A 17,951-nucleotide genomic window follows, 5' to 3' on the forward strand; every position below is an offset into this window, starting at 1 on the left:
CCGATCCCTGATCTGTTCAACGCACCGGCACTGAATACAGAACGAAACCACCGATCCGCGCAACTTCGACCCCGCCGGTATCAAGCGCGAAAACGCCAAGGTTTTCCATATCTTCCGGGCAACCGACCAGATCGGCTGCGTCATCAAGAAATTCAACAGTCAGTTCGCTTTCACCGACGCGGCGGCATTGATCGCCCTCTGCGCGGTAGCCGTCACCGAAAAATGGCAGCACGGTCGGGGCAGGGGGCGGGGGTGTGCAGGCGGCAGCTGCGGCGAACACGGGTGCAAGAATAAGCAATCGCATGACCAAACTCCTTTATTGAATGGGGCCATCATACACGTTTTGACGCGATCACATAAGTCGGGTCTTCCCCACCCATGATCCCAGAATGTGTTTGCAATGGGGTTCGGCTTTACGGCATATTCACCTGATAGAACAAACAAGAAACAACAGCGGCGGAGCGGCCCTTTTGCACAACAAGCGGTTTGCAGAGTTTTTCGCGGGCGGGGGCATGGTCAGTGCCGCACTGCCCGGTTGGGAATGTGTCTTTGCAAACGACATCGACGCGAAAAAGGCTGCATCCTACCGCGCCAATCATGCCCATCACCGCGTGTTTCATCAGGGCGATATCGCACAGATCAAGGGTGCCGACATTGGTGCAACGCCGAACCTGATCTGGGGGTCATTCCCGTGTCAGGACTTGTCCCTGGCCGGTGCGGGGGCTGGTCTGCGAGGGCAGCGTTCGGGCACATACTTTGAATTCTGGCGGATCATCGACGAACTGGCAGATGCTGGGCGTGCCCCGGAGATCGTGGTCATCGAAAACGTCGTCGGATCACTCACGTCCCACGGCGGGCGCGACTTTGAAAGCATCTGCGCAGCGTTTGCGCGCCGCGGCTATCAGTTTGGCCCGATGATCCTTGATGCCAAAGATTTCCTGCCACAATCGCGCCCCCGGCTTTTTGTCGTCGGGGTGAAAGATGTAGATGTACCGGCGTCCCTGAAGGGTGGGGATCAGCGGGTTGATGCACGGATCATCAAGGCGACGACCGGCTTGTCGGCGCGCACGCGCAAAGCGTTGATCCACTGGAATTTGCCAGCCGCGCAAACGCGCCGCCGGACGGTGCGCCAGGTGATCGACCCACGCCCGTCAGATGTTGTCTGGCACACGCAATCGCAGACGGATCAACTGCTGTCCATGATGGCACCTCTGCATGTCGAAAAGGTCCGCAACGCGGCAAAGCGCAAGGCACCGGCGATCGGTTTTGTCTACAAGCGCACGCGCCATGATGCTGACGGGCGCAAAGTGCAGCGTGCCGAAGTACGCTTTGACGGGGTTGCCGGGTGCCTGCGCACGCCGGGCGGCGGATCAAGCCGGCAAATCGTCATGGTCGTGGATGGGGGCACGATCAAAAGCCGCCTGCTGTCTGTGCGCGAAGCCGCGCGGCTGATGGGACTGCCAGAGCGTTACAAGCTGCCCACGAACTACAACGAAGGATATCACCTGATCGGCGACGGGGTGGCGGTACCGGTCGTGCGCTACCTTGATCAGGCGCTGTTCACGCCGTTGCTGGACCAATCAGCCATGATGATCGCTGCCGAATAAATGGGGACGGACTTTCAGTTTCGCAAAGCTGCCGTTGCGCAGCTGACGCGCGAAATCGGGGTCTATGTCCTGGCCGACCTCGACAATGTGCCGATCTACGTTGGTCAATCGCGGGATGGAATCCGCCAGCGGGTGCAGCGGCACCTGACCTCTGCACGCTCTGACATCATCGCAAACCGGCAAATCGACATCTGGGAAATCGCGTTCGTCTGGACCTATCCCTGTCCGGACAAAACCGCACTCGACCGGCTGGAGGCGCAGCTGTTCCATGCCTTTGATGAACGATCGCAACTGGTAAACGGCAAGATCCCGCAGCGGCCAATCAACGATGCGCCGCCGCCGGACCCCGCGCAGATCATTCAGGTCATGACCGACGAAGAACGCGAGGATAAAACCTCGCCAGAACAAAGGCTACCGCGTCAGGCCAGCCACTATGCGGCAATTGTCGACCATTTCCTGACGATCAAGGATTCAAGCGAAGTGCTGCGCGCAATGAACGCACATTTCGCGCGATTGCAGAAGTATCACGCGCAGATGCAATCGCTTTCAAGCGATGATGCGCCCGAACTACCCCTGTAGCGCGCGCACATCCACTTCACCGGTCAGCCGCTCCTGCATCGCCATGACAGCGGCCTGCGCTGCGGCGGCAGTCGTGAAATACGGGATCTTGTCGTTCAGCGCGACGGCACGGATGCTGCGGCTGTCCTCGACCGCGGCGGCCCCTTCGGTTGTGTTCATCACCAGCGCGATGTGCCCGTCCTTCATGCGATCGACGATGGTCAGCCCGCCTTCGTAAACCTTGTTGACCGTTTCGCAGTCCATGCCCGCATCGGTAAAGAACTTCGCGGTGCCGCGCGTTGCGACCAACGTAAAGCCCATCTCGACAAGTCCACGGGCGGCGGCGATCAGGTCATCCGTCTTGTCATCGTCCTTGATCGACAGGAATACGGCACCTTCGGTCGGCAAAACCGTTCCGGCCCCCATTTGCGCCTTCAGGAAGGCACGGGCGAAATTTCGATCCCATCCCATGACTTCTCCGGTCGAGCGCATTTCCGGACCAAGGATCGTGTCCACACCTGGGAAACGGGCGAAAGGCAACACGGCCTCTTTCACGGAATACCAGGGTGTTTTCGGGTCGGCCAAGGTAAAGGCATCGCCCAGTGGCAGAATATCCATCGGGTTGTCGCTGGCCGGGTAGGGTGCGCGCATGGGGAAATTTGACAGCGGTTCGCCTGCCATCAGGCGGGCGGCGATGGACGCGATTGCGCTGTCTGTCGCCTTTGCCACGAAAGGAACGGTGCGCGAGGCACGCGGATTAACCTCGATCAGGTAAACCTCTTCATCCTTTACGGCGAATTGCACGTTCATCAGTCCGACGACCTTCAGTTCCAGAGCCAGCGCGCGGGTCTGGCGACGGATTTCGTCGATCATTGCATCGGACAAGGAATGCGGCGGCAGGCAGCAGGCGCTGTCGCCGGAATGCACGCCCGCTTCTTCGATGTGCTGCATGATGCCCGCGACATGGGTATCGGTCCCGTCGGACAGGCAGTCTACGTCCACTTCGACCGCGCCGGACAGATAGCTGTCCAGCAAGACGGGGCTTTTGCCGGAAACGACGACAGCCTCGGAAATATAGCGTTCCAGCTGGCTTTGATCGCGCACGATTTCCATCGCACGGCCACCCAGAACATAGGATGGGCGGATCACCAGTGGAAAGCCGATATCCGCCGCAATTTCAAGCGCTTGCTTGTCGGAATGGGCGATCCCGTTGACCGGTTGCTTCAGGCCCAGACGATTGACCAGATCCTGAAACCGCTCGCGGTCTTCGGCCAGATCAATCGCGTCAGGCGAGGTGCCCAAGATCGGAATACCGGCCTGTTCCAGCGCATTCGCCAGTTTCAACGGGGTCTGCCCGCCAAACTGGACGATGACTCCGTGCAGCGTGCCGTTTTCCTGTTCGACCCGCAGGATTTCCATGACGTGTTCAAATGTCAGCGGTTCGAAATACAGCCGGTCGGACGTGTCATAGTCTGTCGATACGGTTTCCGGATTGCAGTTGACCATGATCGTTTCATAGCCCTGATCCGTTAGCGCAAAACAGGCATGACAGCAGCAGTAATCAAATTCGATCCCTTGGCCGATGCGGTTCGGACCGCCACCCAGAATGACCACTTTCTTGCGATCCGACGGGCGGGCTTCGCATTCTGGTTCGCCCATGACTGGCGTCTCATAGGTGGAATACATGTAGGGCGTTTGCGCTTCGAATTCGGCGGCGCAGGTGTCGATCCGCTTGAACTGTGCCTTCACGCCAAGGTTCAGGCGGGCGCGGCGCACGTTGTCTTCGTCACGCCCCGTCAGGATGCCAAGCCGCGCATCGGTAAAGCCAAGCATTTTGACCCGGCGCATTGCGTCTTCGTTGGTGGGCAGGCCGTCTTTACGGATCACGGCTTCGGCGTCCATGATCTCGCGGATACGGGCAAGGAACCACGGGTCGAATTTCGTGACATGGTGGATGTCATCATTTGACAGGCCATGCCGCATTGCCTGCGCGATGACGCGCAGCCGGTCGGGCGTCTGTTGCGCCAATGCCTTGGTGATGGCGGCCTTGTCGGGTGCGCCGGGGATCGTAATCTCGTCAAATCCGGTCAGCCCGGTTTCCATCGAGGCCAGCGCCTTCTGCAGTGATTCATGGATCGTGCGGCCGATCGCCATCGCTTCGCCCACGGATTTCATTGCCGTCGTCAGGTGCGGTTCGGAGCCTGCAAATTTTTCAAAGGCAAAGCGCGGAATTTTGGTGACAACATAGTCGATCGTTGGCTCGAACGATGCGGGGGTAACGCCGGTGATATCATTGTCGAGTTCGTCCAGCGTGTACCCGATTGCAAGCTTTGCCGCGATCTTGGCAATCGGAAAACCTGTCGCCTTTGACGCCAGCGCAGAGGACCGTGACACGCGCGGGTTCATTTCGATGACGACCATGCGTCCGTCGGCGGGGTTGACTGCCCATTGGACGTTGGACCCGCCGGTTTCAACGCCGATTTCGCGCAGCACGTTGATGCTGTGCGTGCGCATGATCTGGTATTCCTTGTCGGTCAGCGTCAGGGCCGGGGCGACGGTGATCGAATCCCCGGTATGCACGCCCATCGGATCGACGTTTTCAATGGCGCAGACGATAATTGCGTTGTCGGCCTTGTCGCGCACGACCTCCATCTCGAACTCTTTCCAGCCAAGCAGCGATTCATCGACCAAAATCTGCCCGACAGGGGACGCATCCATGCCTGTGCGGCAGTAATGCTCGTATTCCGCGCGGTTGTAGGCCACGCCGCCGCCGGTGCCGCCAAGGGTAAAGGCAGGGCGGATGATTGCCGGCAACCCGATGTCTTCGAGCGCTTCCAAAGCGAGCGCGACGCCAGCGACCAGATCGCGTTTGCCGTTGGCCATTTTCGGGGCAGTCACGATTGTTGCTTTGGGGTTTTCGATGCCCAGGCGGTCCATCGCTTCGCGGAACAGTTTGCGGTCTTCGGCCATTTCAATGGCCTCGCGCTTGGCCCCGATCATTTCGACGCCGAATTTTTCAAGCACGCCCATGTCGGCCAGCGCAAGCGATGTATTCAACCCCGTCTGCCCGCCCATTGTCGGCAGCAGCGCGTCTGGGCGTTCTTTTTCGATGATCTTTGCGACGACTTCGGGGGTGATTGGTTCGATGTATGTGGCGTCTGCCATGCCCGGGTCCGTCATGATCGTCGCCGGGTTGGAATTGACGAGGATGACGCGATACCCTTCTTCCTTGAGCGCCTTGCAGGCCTGCGCGCCGGAATAGTCGAATTCGCAGGCCTGTCCGATGACAATTGGACCGGCCCCGATGATCATGATCGACTTGATATCATCACGTTTTGGCATGCCGCGGACCCCCATCTGCAAATTGTCCTGCGTTATAGGGATGGGTGGGGCAGGTGCAAGCCTTTATCCGTCAAATATGCGGGCCATCTCGCCGTCAAAATAGGTCCAGGTCAGCGTGGCCTTGTTCCCGGCGTAGCCGTGATAATACGACTCTCCATTCGGGAGCGGCAGACCAGCCCAGATTTTGGCGAGGTTATGCATGAAATCGGCGCGCGCGATTTCCCCGCGTTGAAAGCGGTGGAACCCCGCTTCGACCAGCAAAAGATCGGCCAGTGCGTCCTGCACATCAGGCGTAAAGCGGGTTTGAGGGGACACGCCAAGATCGGCCACGAGGCGGCGCAGCGTGGCCGGAATGAACTGGTAGCGTCCAATCGCATGCGGCTGGCCGGGGGTGTCTTTGATCCACTGGTCGATTTCGGCGATGGTCATGTCGGTCGGACGCTTGCCCGGTCTGATGCTCGCCCCATGCTGCACCGCGTCATAGCCCGCGCGCCCGGCTTCGGCCTGCGCGATCAGGTGACGCAGGCGCGCAACCGGTGTGCCGCCAAATGTCTGCACCGGTGCCCGAGAGGCGGCCAAAACATCGGTGGGTGTGGGAAAGGCCGCGGCGCGCACAGGGAAGGGGGCGAACATCCCGCCTTCTGTCTGGCCGATGAATAGACTGGGCGCGTTGGCCATCTTTTCGGGCGGTGTGAAATCCGGTTCCGCGCTGACCAGCGCCCCCCGTTTGCCCGCAAACGTGCCGGCGTCGAACAATGATTCTGCTGTTGCTGTTGCGGTGGGTAGAAAACACACCAAAAGAATGTAGACCCGAAAAATACGCATAGTGACCCGCCTGTTGCTGCGTTCGGGTCGGGTTATGCAGACAATTTATTGAAATTCGGTTGAGATCAGATCTGATCCAGCGCCCCTTGGACGGCTGCAAAGTACGCACCGACGTGTTGTCCATCAACCAACGCGTGGTGCACCTCAAGCGTCATTGCCATGCGCCAGCGCGCACCTTCTTCCACGAACTTGCCCCATGACACGCGGGGGATGCAGTCATCGGGGCCGGGCAACGCGTTGTTGATACTGGAATAATCCAGCCACGGCATACAAGACAGATAGGCAACCGCGTCGATCTCTCCACGGTTGGCACCCAGATCATCCGCGCCTGCGGCTGCCGCGATCAGGTCTTTGGCCTGTGCATCAAAGGCGGCGAACTCTGGCAGAAAGGGAACATAGGCATAGTTGAAACTGCCGGCTGCGGTCGGCACTGTCATCGACAATGCGATTTGGTCATGCTGAACGACCTCTTCGCCACGAAAGCGCATCAGCAACTCGGGCACCATATGCAGCCCGCATCCGATGGCCCAAAGGCACGCGCGGTAGGGCGACACGTCCGCCTTGCGGCTCAGCAAATGCGTAACGTCCAGACGGGATGTCACCGCATAGTGCGGCCTGGCATAGGTGCGGAACAGGCGGAACTGGGCAGCGCGCGGCCATGTGTCCTGGTCGATGGTTTTCAAAACGGCGGCTCCATCATGCGGATATCGGTCGCATCGGCCATGTAATCACGGGTGACCGGCACATCGAATATATTGTGTGCCATCTGCAGCTGAAAATTGCACTGGTCCCCATAGTAAAAGATCGCTTCGGCCCCTTCGAGATAATAGAGCCACATGCGCAGGAACTTTTCGTCGTGCATTTCGACGATGCGTTTCGCATTCGCCTTCGTGCGGGCGGCCCATTCGTGCAAGGTCTTGGCATAGTGCCCACGCCAGATTTCCATGTCGGTGATCTTCAGTCCGGCCTTCTCCATTACTGGCATGACCTCTGACAGGGCAGGGGCGTAGCCGCCGGGGAACACATATTTCACCAGCCAGCCAGATGGCAGCGAGGGTGGGGTATTACGCATGACGCAATGGGTCAGCGCAACGCCGTCGGGTTTCAAAAGCGTCTTGACCTGCCCGAAATAGTTCTTGAATTGCGGCAGTCCGACGTGTTCCAGCATTCCCACCGTCACGATCCGGTCAAAGCTGTCCTGCATCTTGCGGTAATCCAGCAAGTGATAGACAGCATCCAGCCCTTCGTCCTTGGCGCGCGCGTTGGCATACTCTGCCTGATTGACCGACAGGGTGATCCCGGTGACCTTCGCGCCGTAATCGCGCGCCAGTGTGCGCCCCATGCCGCCCCAGCCGCACCCGATGTCAAGTACGCGCATGCCGGGCTCGATCAGCAGCTTACGCGCGATGTGATGCCGCTTGGCGGTTTGCGCCTCTTCCAGGGTCATGCCCGGTTCGCTGAAATAGGCGCAGGTGTATTGGCGGTCTTCATCCAGAAACAGGGCAAACAGCTCGTCCGTCAGATCATAGTGGTGGGCGGCGTTGCGGCGCGCGCTGACAGGGGTGTTGGCCTGAATAAAGCGACGCGCGGCGAACTGCATACGGAAGAGGATGCGCGCGGGCAGGGGCAAATTATCCATGCCCTTGTTCATCAGCAGGACGGATTGCATTGCGAACAGATCGTCGGTTTCGATCTGCCCGTCGACGTATCCTTCGCCCAGTGCCATTTCAGAACGCAGACACAACGCACGTGCAATTCTGTCGTCGCGCAAACGCATATCCGCCTGTACGCGGGTGTTACGGCCATAGCTTTTCCGCGTACCGCTGAAATAGGTGACGTCCAGCGTACCTTCGGTGATCATGCGCGACAGCGTTTGATCCAGCATCCGTTCCCAAAAATCCAATGTCAGAAATCCTTCATCGCAATGTGGCGGCAGACTAACGGCCCTGTTCAGGGTGCCAAGTCTGGAATTCACGTCTCTTCAATTCTTGGGCAGTCGGGAACAAAAGCGCGCACACTTGGTTATCTCGACAACGCATTAGTGTTTGGAGAATGCCCATGTCTGGCCATGCTGTCCTTTTCGGATCCATCGGAACGATCGTCGAAACGTCGAACATGCAGCGTCGCGCCTTTAACCGGGCATTCATTGACGCGGGGCTGAATTGGTATTGGGACCGCGCCACCTATGCACACTTGTTGCAGAAATCCGGCGGGTATCAGCGGATCGTCGACTTTGCTGCCTCTCTGGGCGAGATCGTGAATGCCGGTGCGATCCATGCAAACAAGGTCAGACAATTCGACATTCTGCTGCGCAGCGAAGGCATCAGCCTGCGCCCCGGCGTGCGCGACCTGATCGATGCGGCGAAATCCGCAGGCCAGCAGGTGGGATTTGTCACCAGCACGGGGGCGGATCAATCGCAGGCGATCTTTGATGCGCTGGGCGATGATCTGACAGCAGATACATTTGACTATATCGGCAACGCAGACCGTGTGAAGGTCAGCAAGCCCGCGCCAGACATCTATCTGGACGCACTTGGCGTGCTTGGCGTCACAGCAAGCAACGCCATCGCGATTGAAGACAGCCCGGTCAGTGCCGAAGCCGCCCTCGCCGCCGGGATTGCCACATTCGGTTTCCCGGGTGAGATGCACATTGATGGGGCATTTCCAGAGGGCGTGACGGTGATCCAGAGCCTTGATCCAAAGATATTTACCGAAAACCTCCTCGCCGCCGAGTAAGCTCGGCACACGCTTGACTTCGTGGGCGCAACAAGGTGTATCGGGCGGAACGCTTTTCGCCCGAGGATTGATACAATGCACGCCTATCGCACCCATACCTGCGCCGCTCTGACTGCTGCGAACGTAGGCGAAACAATTCGCTTGTCCGGCTGGGTGCATCGGCGGCGTGACCACGGTGGGGTGATTTTCATCGACCTGCGCGATCACTATGGCATCACGCAAATCCTTTGCGATCCTGACAGCCCCGTCTTTTCCGAAGTTGAAAAGCTGCGTAGCGAATGGTGCATCCGGATCGACGGCGAAGTGAAAGCACGCGATCCAGAACTGGTGAACACAAAGTTGCCGACCGGCGAGATCGAAGTCTTCATCCGCGACATGGAAGTGCTGGGTGCGGCCGACGAACTGCCGCTGATGGTTTTTGGCGATCAGGAATACCCCGAAGAAACGCGCCTGAAATACCGCTACCTCGACCTGCGCCGCGAGGCGATGCAGAACAATATGAAGCTGCGCTCTGACGTTGTCGCCTCGATGCGCCGCCGGATGTGGGATAGCGGTTTCCGCGAATACCAGACACCGATTATCACCGCCTCCAGCCCGGAAGGCGCGCGCGATTTTCTGGTGCCCTCGCGCCTGCACCCCGGCAAGTTCTACGCACTGCCTCAGGCGCCCCAGCAGTTCAAACAGCTGATCATGGTGTCGGGCTACGACAAGTATTTCCAGATCGCGCCCTGTTTCCGCGACGAAGACCCACGCGCCGACCGATCACCAACCGATTTCTATCAGCTTGACCTGGAAATGAGCTTTGTCGAACAGCAGGACGTGTTCGACACGATCCAGCCCGTCATCGCCGGCATTTTCGAGGAATTCGGCGGCGGCAAAAAGGTGGACCAGACGTGGGAGCAGATCAGCTACCGTGACGCAGCACTTTGGTATGGCTCTGACAAGCCCGACCTGCGCAACCCGATCAAGATGCAGGTCGTGTCCGACCATTTCCGTGGCTCTGGTTTTGCGATCTTTGCGAAACTGCTGGAACAGGATGGTACCGAAATCCGCGCGATTCCGGCTCCGACCGGCGGGTCGCGTAAATTCTGTGACCGCATGAACGCCTTCGCGCAAAAAGAAGGGCTGCCGGGGATGGGCTATATCTTCTGGCGCGACAAGACAGCGGATGCTGTCGCACAGGAACTTGGCATCACAGTCAAGGAAGCACAGGCAAAACTGAAATCAGGTGAAGTCGAAGGTGGCATGGAAGCCGCCGGACCGCTGGCCAAGAACATCGGCCCCGAACGCACGGAAGCGATCCGTCAGCAATTGGGGCTTGGCAATGGCGATGCGGCCTTCTTCCTTGGTGGTAAGCCCAAAGCGTTTGAAGGTGTCGCCGGGCGTGCCCGCAACGTCATTGGCGACGAACTGGGTCTGACCGATCAGAACCGGTTCGCGTTTGCATGGATCGTGGATTTCCCGATCTACGAAAAGGACGAAGAAACCGGCAAGATCGACTTTGAACACAACCCGTTTTCGATGCCGCAGGGCGGGATGGCGGCGCTGGATGGCGATCCGCTGCAGGTGCTTGGCTATCAGTATGACCTTGCGTGCAACGGGTATGAACTGGTGTCGGGCGCGATCCGGAACCACAAGCCGGAAATCATGTTCAAGGCTTTTGAAATCGCAGGCTATGGCCGCGACGAGGTTGAAAAGCGGTTCGGCGGGATGGTCAACGCGTTCCAATACGGCGCACCGCCACACGGCGGCTGCGCGGCAGGCATCGACCGGATCGTGATGCTGCTGGCCGAAGAACAGAACATCCGCGAGGTCATCATGTTCCCGATGAACCAGCGTGCCGAAGATCTGATGATGGGCGCACCAAGCGAGCCGCTCAATGAACAGATTCGGGAATTGCGTCTGCGTGTGCTACCACCAGAGGCATGATGGACGACATCGCGATCCATGCGCTTGCCACCGGGTCCGCCTTGCGGGCGCTGGAGCGTAGCGCGCATCTGATCGAACTGGTTGCCAAACAGGATGAATCACTGCTGGGGGCAACGCTTGCCCCGGGTCAATTTGATTGCGCAGAACAGCTGCGCACCGTCACGATCTTTGGATTGCGCACGGTCTTGCCGGTCATCGGACGGGATTGGTCACTTAACAACTGGGATCGCGATATTGCCGCCATGCGGGGGCAAATCGTGGACGCCACAGCCGAAATCAAGGCCCTGAACGAGTCCGATTTCAGAGGGGCAGCTGGCAAGCGCGTCCAGCACCAGGCGGGCGAGGCGATGCTGGACCAGTCGACCGAGGACTATCTTGTCCAGTTCGCGCTGCCCAACCTTTGGTTTCATCTGTCGATGGCCTACGCAATCCTGCGGCAGGCAGGGGTCGACATCGGCAAAGCGGATTTCGATGGTCTGCATTACTATCCGCCCGGATTCAGCTGGACCTAGCCGAAAAGCAGGTCCGCCACAGACGTTTTGCCCGTCTTGTTATCGCATGACAGCCGCCACATGCGCAGACTGTGAACAATCCGGCTTGGCTGCGTGCACTGTCGCCAATTGTGGCGAAATTATGCCGCGTTAATGTAATTCTGATGGCAAGCAATTATGTTGGAATCAGACCAGAATTGAAACGACCTGCATGACTTTTGACCCTCTTCTTGGCGCGATCCGGTTCGGAACCGGCCTTAGCCCGCATCATGAACCGCCGCCGACGCAGGCCGCGATCATGGACCGGCTGGCCGGCCCGGATACGATGGCGACTGCCTTGCCGATTGCGCCATTCAGCGTAACACAGCCTTCGATGGTTGAATTCGTCCGCCTGCGCCGGGCAAGCCGGAACGAAGCGACAGAAGCGGGCCGCGCCGACGCTGAACAACAGATCTCGGAATGGCGGATCGCAGCGCGCCAGACACGGCGCAACAACGCGCTGGCAACAATCGGGCGCAGTCTGGATGCCCCGCTGGGACTGCGCGAAAGGCTGACAGCATTCTGGGCCGATCATTTCACGGTCAAAGGGCGCAACGCGCTTGCCCACCATATGATCACACCCTTCGTCGAAGAAGCGATCAGACCGCATATCACCGGATCCTTTCGCGACATGCTGCGTGCGGTCGCGACGCATCCAATGATGCTGCTCTACCTTCAGCAAACGGATTCGCACGGACCGAACAGTCCGCGCGGGCTGCGGCGTGAACGGGGCCTGAATGAAAACCTCGCGCGCGAGCTGATGGAGCTTCACAGTTTAGGCGTTGGCAGTGACTACACGCAGACCGACGTGCGCGAACTGGCGGAACTGCTGACCGGTCTGACCTTTAGCCCGGCCAATGGTTTCAAGTTCGACACGCGGATGGCCGAACCGGGGTCGGAAACGGTACTTGGGGTCAACTACGGGCCGAAGGCGACGCTGCAAACGATTCATTCCGCGCTTGATAACCTCGCACTTCACCCCGATACGGCAGAACACATCGCGCGCAAACTGGCCGTGCATTTCGTCAGTGACACGCCCGACGCGGGGCTGGTTGAGGCCATGGCGCAAAGCTTTCAACAGACCGAAGGCGATTTGCAAAGCGTTCTGGGAACGATGATCGACCATCCGGCCGCCTGGGCACCCGGCGGTGACAAGGTGCGCCCGCCCATCGAATTCATCACCGCCAGCCTGCGCGCGCTTGGCCTGCGGGCGACGGATATCAAGCGCCTTGAAGTGCGCGACTATCAGCGGCTGATCATCCAGCCGCTGCGCGTCATGGGGCAGCCTTGGGAAACGCCGGTTGGGCCGGATGGCTGGCCCGAGGCGGCGCAAGACTGGATCATCCCGCAGGCGATGGCAGGGCGGATCAACTGGGCCATGCGGATGCCGCGCGAATTCGTGCGGCCCTTGCCGGACCCGCGCGATTTCGTGCGCACCGCCCTTGGCGATCGGGCACCACCGTCCGTCGTGTTCGCCGCGACTGCAGCCGAAAGCCGGGCAGACGGGATCGGCGTGATCCTTGCTTCACCCGCGTTCCAAAGGAGATAGGGCATGGATCGTCGCAAATTTCTTGGCACGATCGGGTGTTCGCTTGCGGCAAGCCCACTTTTGACGCCGGTATCCTTTGCGGATGCACCGTGGGACAACCGGCTTGTGGTGATCATCCTGCGCGGCGCGATGGATGGGATTGACGCATTTCGCCCGCTTGGCGATCCGGACTATGCCGCGATGCGGCCTGATCTGAACGACGGGAAGGCTACTGACCTGGACGGGTTCTGGGCCTTGCACCCTGCGCTGTCGCCACTGCTGCCACTTTGGCAGATGGGTGAAATGGGGTTTGTGCCAGCTGTTTCGACACCTTACCGCGACAAGCGAAGCCATTTTGACGGGCAGGACATGCTCGAAGCGGGGGGTGTCGCGCTGGATGGCACGATCAACGACGGCTGGCTGAACCGCTTGCTGCAAACCATGCCCGGCACGCAGGCAGAGGTGGCATACGCCATCGGGCGCGAACAGATGCAGGTCCTGGCCGGTCCGGCCGCAGCGGCGCGCTGGTCACCAGAAGCCAAGCTGCAGATCACGCCACAGGCGCAGCGCCTTCTTGAACTCGTACTGCACGAAGATCCCCTCTTTCAGGAAGCCGCCGAACAGGCGATTGATATCGCCACACAGCTGTCTCTGGATACGGAAACAGAGGATGCGATGATGGAATCGATGGCTGACGATCCCATGATGCAGACGGTGGCAAGCAATGGGGCGCATATCAAACTGGCGCAATTCGCCGCCGCGCGGTTGCGCGGATCAACGCGGATCGCAAGCTTTTCGATCAACGGTTGGGATACGCACCAGAACCAGGCCAGTGGCATCAGCCGCGCACTGGGTCGCCTGTCGGACACTATCCTGACGCTGCGGGCCGGTCTGGGCGACACATGGGGCAAGACGGGTGTGTTGTGCCTGACGGAATTCGGACGCACGGCGCGGCAGAACGGCACGAAAGGCACAGATCACGGTACGGCGGGCGCAATGCTCTACGCCGGTGGTGCCATGCGGGGCGGGCAAGCCATCGGGCATTGGCCGGGGCTGTCAGAGGCCGATCTTTATGACCGCCGCGATATCATGCCGACAGCGGACGTGCGGGCCATGGCCGCTTGGACGATGCGCGGGCTGTTCGGTGTTGACCGCGCGGTGCTGGAACGATCGGTGTTTCCCGGGCTTGATCTTGGTGACGATCCGGGCCTGCTGTTGTAGGTGGCTTGCGTCCATCGAATTAAAGCCGATACAAAGTTTGCTTTGACAAGCATGCTGTCGCTTCGCGAAAAGTGTCGCATTTCATAGCCGCAAAGCACCGATCCATGACCAATCGTCCCCTTGGCCCCATCGTCGCGCATTGGCAGCCCGCTGCTGCACCCGATGGGGTGTCGCTATCGGGGCGGTACGCTACCCTGACTCCGCTTGATCTCAAGGCAGATGCGCCCGGTCTTTGGGAAACCATGAAGAACGCACCGTGGCTTTGGGATTACCTTTACGAAGAAGCGCCCGCCGATTTCGCGGCCTTCCAAAACAGCATCGCCCATCTTGAAGGGTCGCGCGATCACCCGTGTCTTGTCATCCGGGTGCGCGATGCGCCTACACCGCTTGGCTATGCCTGTTTCTGGACGAACGCGCCGGCTACCGGAACTACAGAAATCGGGAACGTGAACCTGTCACCGGCGCTGCAAAGAACACCGGCAGCGACCGAGGCGTTCTTTCTCATGATCGATTGGGCCTTCGCGCACGGCTATCGGCGTGTTGAATGGAAATGCAACGCGCTGAATCGGCCATCGCGGCGGGCGGCACAGCGGCTTGGGTTTTCATACGAAGGTGTCTTTCGCCAGCACCTTGTTGTCAAAGGCCGCAACCGCGATACTGCGTGGTTTGCGATGACGGATGCGGACTGGCGGCAAATGCGCCCGGCCTATGACCGCTGGCTTGATCCGGACAATTTCGACGGGGCAGGGCAGCAACGCACATCGCTTGGCGATCTCACGCGTCCGCATCTGTTTCAGGCCGATCCGACGTTGTAGATCAGATCGGGCCGCTTTCGCGCAGACGATCCTGCACCAGTGCGCTCAGGTCGCGCAGACTGCCTTCCAACGGTGCCCCTTTGGATTTGAGCTGTGCAAGCCGTGCGGCGGCCCGTTCCAGATCAATGTCTGCAGCACTTTGCGCGACGCCATGCAGAAAGTTCGTGACATAATCGACTGTGCCATTCGTGTCCGTCCGCTCGTCAAGCACCTCTGCCACATGCGACAGGTCGTCATGAAAAGCGACCCGGTCAGGGCTGACAACCTCATCGCTAAGCAGGCGCGGACCCGGCGGCTGCCTGTCGGCGGGCAGATGTGCAAGAATCGCGGATTGAAAGGCTGACAGGCTGGCGATCGGTTTGTCGAGAAAACCATTCGCGCCCGCCGCCATGACGGGACCGGCCATCGTCGGATCGCCGCTGGTGCCAAGAATCACGCTGATACGCGGACTGCCATGCGCCACCGCTTCGATCAGGTTGATCCCACTGCCATCAGGCAACCCGACATCAACGATCATGACAGAGGGGCGGTAAACGGCGAGGTGGCGTTTGGCATTGGTCAGACTGTCAGCGCGGCGGATGCGTGCGCCGGACCGGATACACAGCAGGCGCACCGCCTCGCAAGCAAAGCGGCTGTCTTCGATCAGCAGCACGGTCAGGCCAAGAAGTGGTCGCAGTGCAGTCGGCTGGCGTGTGACCATGAAATTGTCGATGCTGTCCATTGTGGTCCCCTTTTTCGGCTGTTGCCCCGTTCACCAAGGCCATGCGCACAAAACCATAAAAGTAGTGAATCCGAAGTTAAGACGCGGCGCTTTGTCCGCTCTGCCTTGCCGATTCATCCGCGGCGGGACATATAGAAACCAAATGCCAAAGGAGTTGCCCCCATGATCGGCCGCCTCAACCACGTCGCAATCGCTGTCCCTGATCTTGACGCTGCCGCCGCGCAATACCGCACAGCGCTTGGCGCGCATGTCGGGGAACCGCAGGATGAACCTGACCACGGGGTCACGGTGATCTTCATCGAACTGCCCAACACCAAGATCGAACTGCTTTACCCGCTTGGGGATGACAGCCCGATCAAGGGCTTTCTGGAAAAGAACCCGTCAGGCGGCATCCATCACATCTGCTATGAAGTCGATGACATCCTTGCCGCGCGCGACAAGTTACGGGCCGAAGGTGCGCGAGTTCTCGGAACAGGCGAGCCAAAGATCGGGGCGCATGGCAAGCCTGTGCTGTTCCTGCATCCCAAGGACTTCAACGGCTGTCTTGTCGAACTGGAGCAAGTGTAATGGGTCCGATGTCCGCCATCGTTCTGTTCGCCGTGGTCTGGTTCATGGTGTTCTTCATCGTCCTGCCACTGCGGCTTGAAACCCAAGGCGACGTGGGCGAAGTCGTGCCCGGCACGCACGCAGGTGCGCCTGCGAACCTTCAGATGAAGAAGAAGGTGAAAACCACAAGCATCTGGGCGCTCGGCATCTGGGTTGTTCTGGCAACGATCATCTGGTCGGGATTGATCAGCGTGCGCGACATCGACTGGTTTGACCGCATGACGCCTATCGAAGAGAGCCAGACAACCGATGGAACAGATGGGTAAAGGTCGCCGCGCCAAGGATCGGCACGAATAGGTTGATGATTGGAAAGGTCAGCGGCACAGCCATCAGGCAACCGGCCAGCCAGACCGTTCCGATGTTATCGCGCCACATCTTCTTGGCACCCTCGCGCCCCAGTCGGCGCATTGCGGTGACCTGAATATATTCCCGGCCCAGCAAAAACCCGTTCAGCGCATAAAAGATAATGACACCGGGCAGGGTCAGGACAAAGATCAGGATCAGGGCGATGATGTTCCCGATGATCAGAAGGCCCAGAAAATTCACGCTATCGCGCAGCCCGTCATAAAAGCCGGTGCGCGGCACGCTTGGCAGGTGCGGGTAATGCTTGGCCTCTACCGCTTCGGCAACATCTTCGAGGAAAAGCGAGGTGATGGCCGAGGCGACCGGGACCATCAGGAAGAAGGATGAAATCAGGATCAGGAAAAACGATCCCCATCCCAACAAATCATCGACCCAGGTGACTTCGCCAACCAGTGGCAGCGAAAAACTGTCGGCGGTAAACCCGTTGATCAGGCCAAGAATGACGGCGTAGATCAGGATCAGCAGCGCAATCGTCAAACCCAGCCCAAGCCAAAGCACACGTTGAAAGCGTGGGTCCGTCAGTTGCCCGATCGCCTTGAAAAAACTGCTCAGAATCATGAGTCCACCCATGTGGTCATCGCTGCCACATCCGGACGGGGCCGTTCGGGCGGTGCGCTTGTTTCGGTGCCAAGATGGATGAACCCTGCGACGCTTTCATGTGGTGTCAGTCCAAGATGGGGCTGTACGAACGCTGGATCATGGCTGGCCCAGCCGGACAGCCAGTTCGCCCCCCAACCGGCGGCAAGTGCCGCGTTCAGCAAGGCAAGGCAGACACCGCCGGCGGCATAGGTTTGTTCGATCGTCGGGATCTTGTCGGAAATCTTTGGGCTGTTGATCACGGCAACGGCCAGATCGGCATTTCCGAATTGTGCGACGCTTTTGTCGATCTTGTCGGCCTCCACGCCTTTGAGCGCGCCAAACTTTGCAACCGCATCGGCCAGGCGGGTCAGCGCGGGTTTGCGCAAAACGATGAAACGCCATGGTTCCAGCTTGCCATGATCGGGGCTGCGCGACGCGGTGGTCAGCAGCATCTGCACCGTTGCATCGTCAGGCACCGGTGTTGTCAGCGTCTTGGCGGGGCGGGACCGCCGCGTTTGAAGAAATTTAAGGGCGGCAGGGTTCGGCGTGGGCATCAATGAAGTCCATGAAAGCAAGTTCAGTCCCGACATA

18 protein-coding genes are annotated in these 17,951 nt (G+C 59.5%); 10 read left to right on the forward strand and 8 right to left on the reverse strand.

Annotated elements, in window-relative coordinates:
* Positions 1-16: 16 nt before the first annotated feature.
* Positions 17-304 carry a hypothetical protein gene (locus BMY44_RS01835; RefSeq protein WP_089989548.1) on the reverse strand — a complete coding sequence of 96 codons (288 nt, stop codon included), beginning with the start codon at positions 302-304 and terminating at the stop codon, positions 17-19.
* A gap of 166 nt (positions 305-470) precedes the next feature.
* Here BMY44_RS01835 and BMY44_RS01840 point away from each other — a divergent pair, with 166 nt between their 5' ends.
* Positions 471-1,607, forward strand: a complete 1,137-nt coding sequence (locus tag BMY44_RS01840; protein ID WP_278246559.1) for a DNA cytosine methyltransferase — start codon at positions 471-473, stop codon at positions 1,605-1,607.
* On the forward strand, positions 1,608-2,186 hold the full coding sequence (locus BMY44_RS01845; protein ID WP_089989554.1) for a GIY-YIG nuclease family protein: 579 nt from the start codon (positions 1,608-1,610) through the stop codon (positions 2,184-2,186). It begins immediately after the preceding gene.
* Here BMY44_RS01845 and carB read toward each other — a convergent pair.
* The 4 genes from carB to BMY44_RS01865 form a co-directional block, all read right to left on the reverse strand.
* Positions 2,175-5,507 (reverse strand): carbamoyl-phosphate synthase large subunit, encoded by a 3,333-nt coding sequence (gene carB / locus BMY44_RS01850; RefSeq protein ID WP_089994396.1) that lies wholly within the window; start codon positions 5,505-5,507, stop codon positions 2,175-2,177. The two genes, BMY44_RS01845 and carB, sit on opposite strands and share 12 nt — an antisense overlap.
* 63 nt (positions 5,508-5,570) lie before the next feature.
* Positions 5,571-6,332, reverse strand: coding sequence for a lysozyme family protein (locus BMY44_RS01855; protein ID WP_089989557.1), 762 nt, complete (start codon positions 6,330-6,332; stop codon positions 5,571-5,573).
* A gap of 65 nt (positions 6,333-6,397) precedes the next feature.
* Positions 6,398-7,015: a CatA-like O-acetyltransferase gene (locus tag BMY44_RS01860; protein ID WP_089989561.1), complete on the reverse strand. Its 618-nt coding sequence runs from the start codon at positions 7,013-7,015 to the stop codon at positions 6,398-6,400.
* On the reverse strand, positions 7,012-8,235 hold the full coding sequence (locus tag BMY44_RS01865) for an SAM-dependent methyltransferase (RefSeq protein WP_242650460.1): 1,224 nt from the start codon (positions 8,233-8,235) through the stop codon (positions 7,012-7,014). The genes BMY44_RS01860 and BMY44_RS01865 overlap by 4 nt, the downstream gene beginning before the upstream one ends.
* A gap of 155 nt (positions 8,236-8,390) precedes the next feature.
* Between BMY44_RS01865 and BMY44_RS01870 the strand changes: the two genes are divergently transcribed.
* The 6 genes from BMY44_RS01870 (at position 8,391) to BMY44_RS01895 (ending at position 15,091) form a co-directional block, all read left to right on the forward strand.
* A complete protein-coding gene (locus BMY44_RS01870; protein ID WP_165611765.1) occupies positions 8,391-9,068 on the forward strand; it encodes an HAD-IA family hydrolase in 678 nt (225 codons plus the stop codon).
* Between the two features lie 75 nt (positions 9,069-9,143).
* On the forward strand, positions 9,144-10,997 hold the full coding sequence (gene aspS / locus BMY44_RS01875) for an aspartate--tRNA ligase (protein ID WP_089989567.1): 1,854 nt from the start codon (positions 9,144-9,146) through the stop codon (positions 10,995-10,997).
* Complete coding sequence (locus BMY44_RS01880; RefSeq protein WP_089989570.1) at positions 10,994-11,509, forward strand: DUF1993 family protein; 516 nt, start codon at positions 10,994-10,996, stop codon at positions 11,507-11,509. The genes aspS and BMY44_RS01880 overlap by 4 nt, the downstream gene beginning before the upstream one ends.
* A 190-nt stretch (positions 11,510-11,699) precedes the next feature.
* On the forward strand, positions 11,700-13,076 hold the full coding sequence (locus BMY44_RS01885) for a DUF1800 domain-containing protein (protein ID WP_089989573.1): 1,377 nt from the start codon (positions 11,700-11,702) through the stop codon (positions 13,074-13,076).
* 3 nt (positions 13,077-13,079) lie between these two features.
* Positions 13,080-14,276: a DUF1501 domain-containing protein gene (locus BMY44_RS01890; RefSeq protein WP_089989576.1), complete on the forward strand. Its 1,197-nt coding sequence runs from the start codon at positions 13,080-13,082 to the stop codon at positions 14,274-14,276.
* Between the two features lie 104 nt (positions 14,277-14,380).
* On the forward strand, positions 14,381-15,091 hold the full coding sequence (locus tag BMY44_RS01895) for a GNAT family N-acetyltransferase (protein ID WP_089989579.1): 711 nt from the start codon (positions 14,381-14,383) through the stop codon (positions 15,089-15,091).
* A 1-nt stretch (position 15,092) separates the two neighbouring features.
* Here the strand turns inward: BMY44_RS01895 and BMY44_RS01900 are convergent, their stop codons facing one another.
* Positions 15,093-15,812, reverse strand: coding sequence for a response regulator (locus BMY44_RS01900; protein ID WP_089989581.1), 720 nt, complete (start codon positions 15,810-15,812; stop codon positions 15,093-15,095).
* Between the two features lie 162 nt (positions 15,813-15,974).
* On the opposite strand from BMY44_RS01900, the gene mce reads away from it, so the two are divergent.
* A complete protein-coding gene (mce, locus tag BMY44_RS01905) occupies positions 15,975-16,379 on the forward strand; it encodes a methylmalonyl-CoA epimerase (RefSeq protein WP_089989585.1) in 405 nt (134 codons plus the stop codon).
* Positions 16,379-16,684 (forward strand): DUF1467 family protein, encoded by a 306-nt coding sequence (locus BMY44_RS01910; RefSeq protein WP_089989588.1) that lies wholly within the window; start codon positions 16,379-16,381, stop codon positions 16,682-16,684. The genes mce and BMY44_RS01910 overlap by 1 nt, the downstream gene beginning before the upstream one ends.
* Here the strand turns inward: BMY44_RS01910 and BMY44_RS01915 are convergent.
* Complete coding sequence (locus BMY44_RS01915) at positions 16,644-17,339, reverse strand: EI24 domain-containing protein (RefSeq protein ID WP_089989591.1); 696 nt, start codon at positions 17,337-17,339, stop codon at positions 16,644-16,646. The two genes, BMY44_RS01910 and BMY44_RS01915, sit on opposite strands and share 41 nt — an antisense overlap.
* Positions 17,336-17,914: a nitroreductase family protein gene (locus BMY44_RS01920; RefSeq protein ID WP_089994401.1), complete on the reverse strand. Its 579-nt coding sequence runs from the start codon at positions 17,912-17,914 to the stop codon at positions 17,336-17,338. The genes BMY44_RS01915 and BMY44_RS01920 overlap by 4 nt, the downstream gene beginning before the upstream one ends.
* Between the last annotated feature and the right edge of the window lie 37 nt (positions 17,915-17,951).

It is taken from the genome of Cognatiyoonia koreensis (assembly GCF_900109295.1).
GTDB lineage: Bacteria > Pseudomonadota > Alphaproteobacteria > Rhodobacterales > Rhodobacteraceae > Cognatiyoonia > Cognatiyoonia koreensis.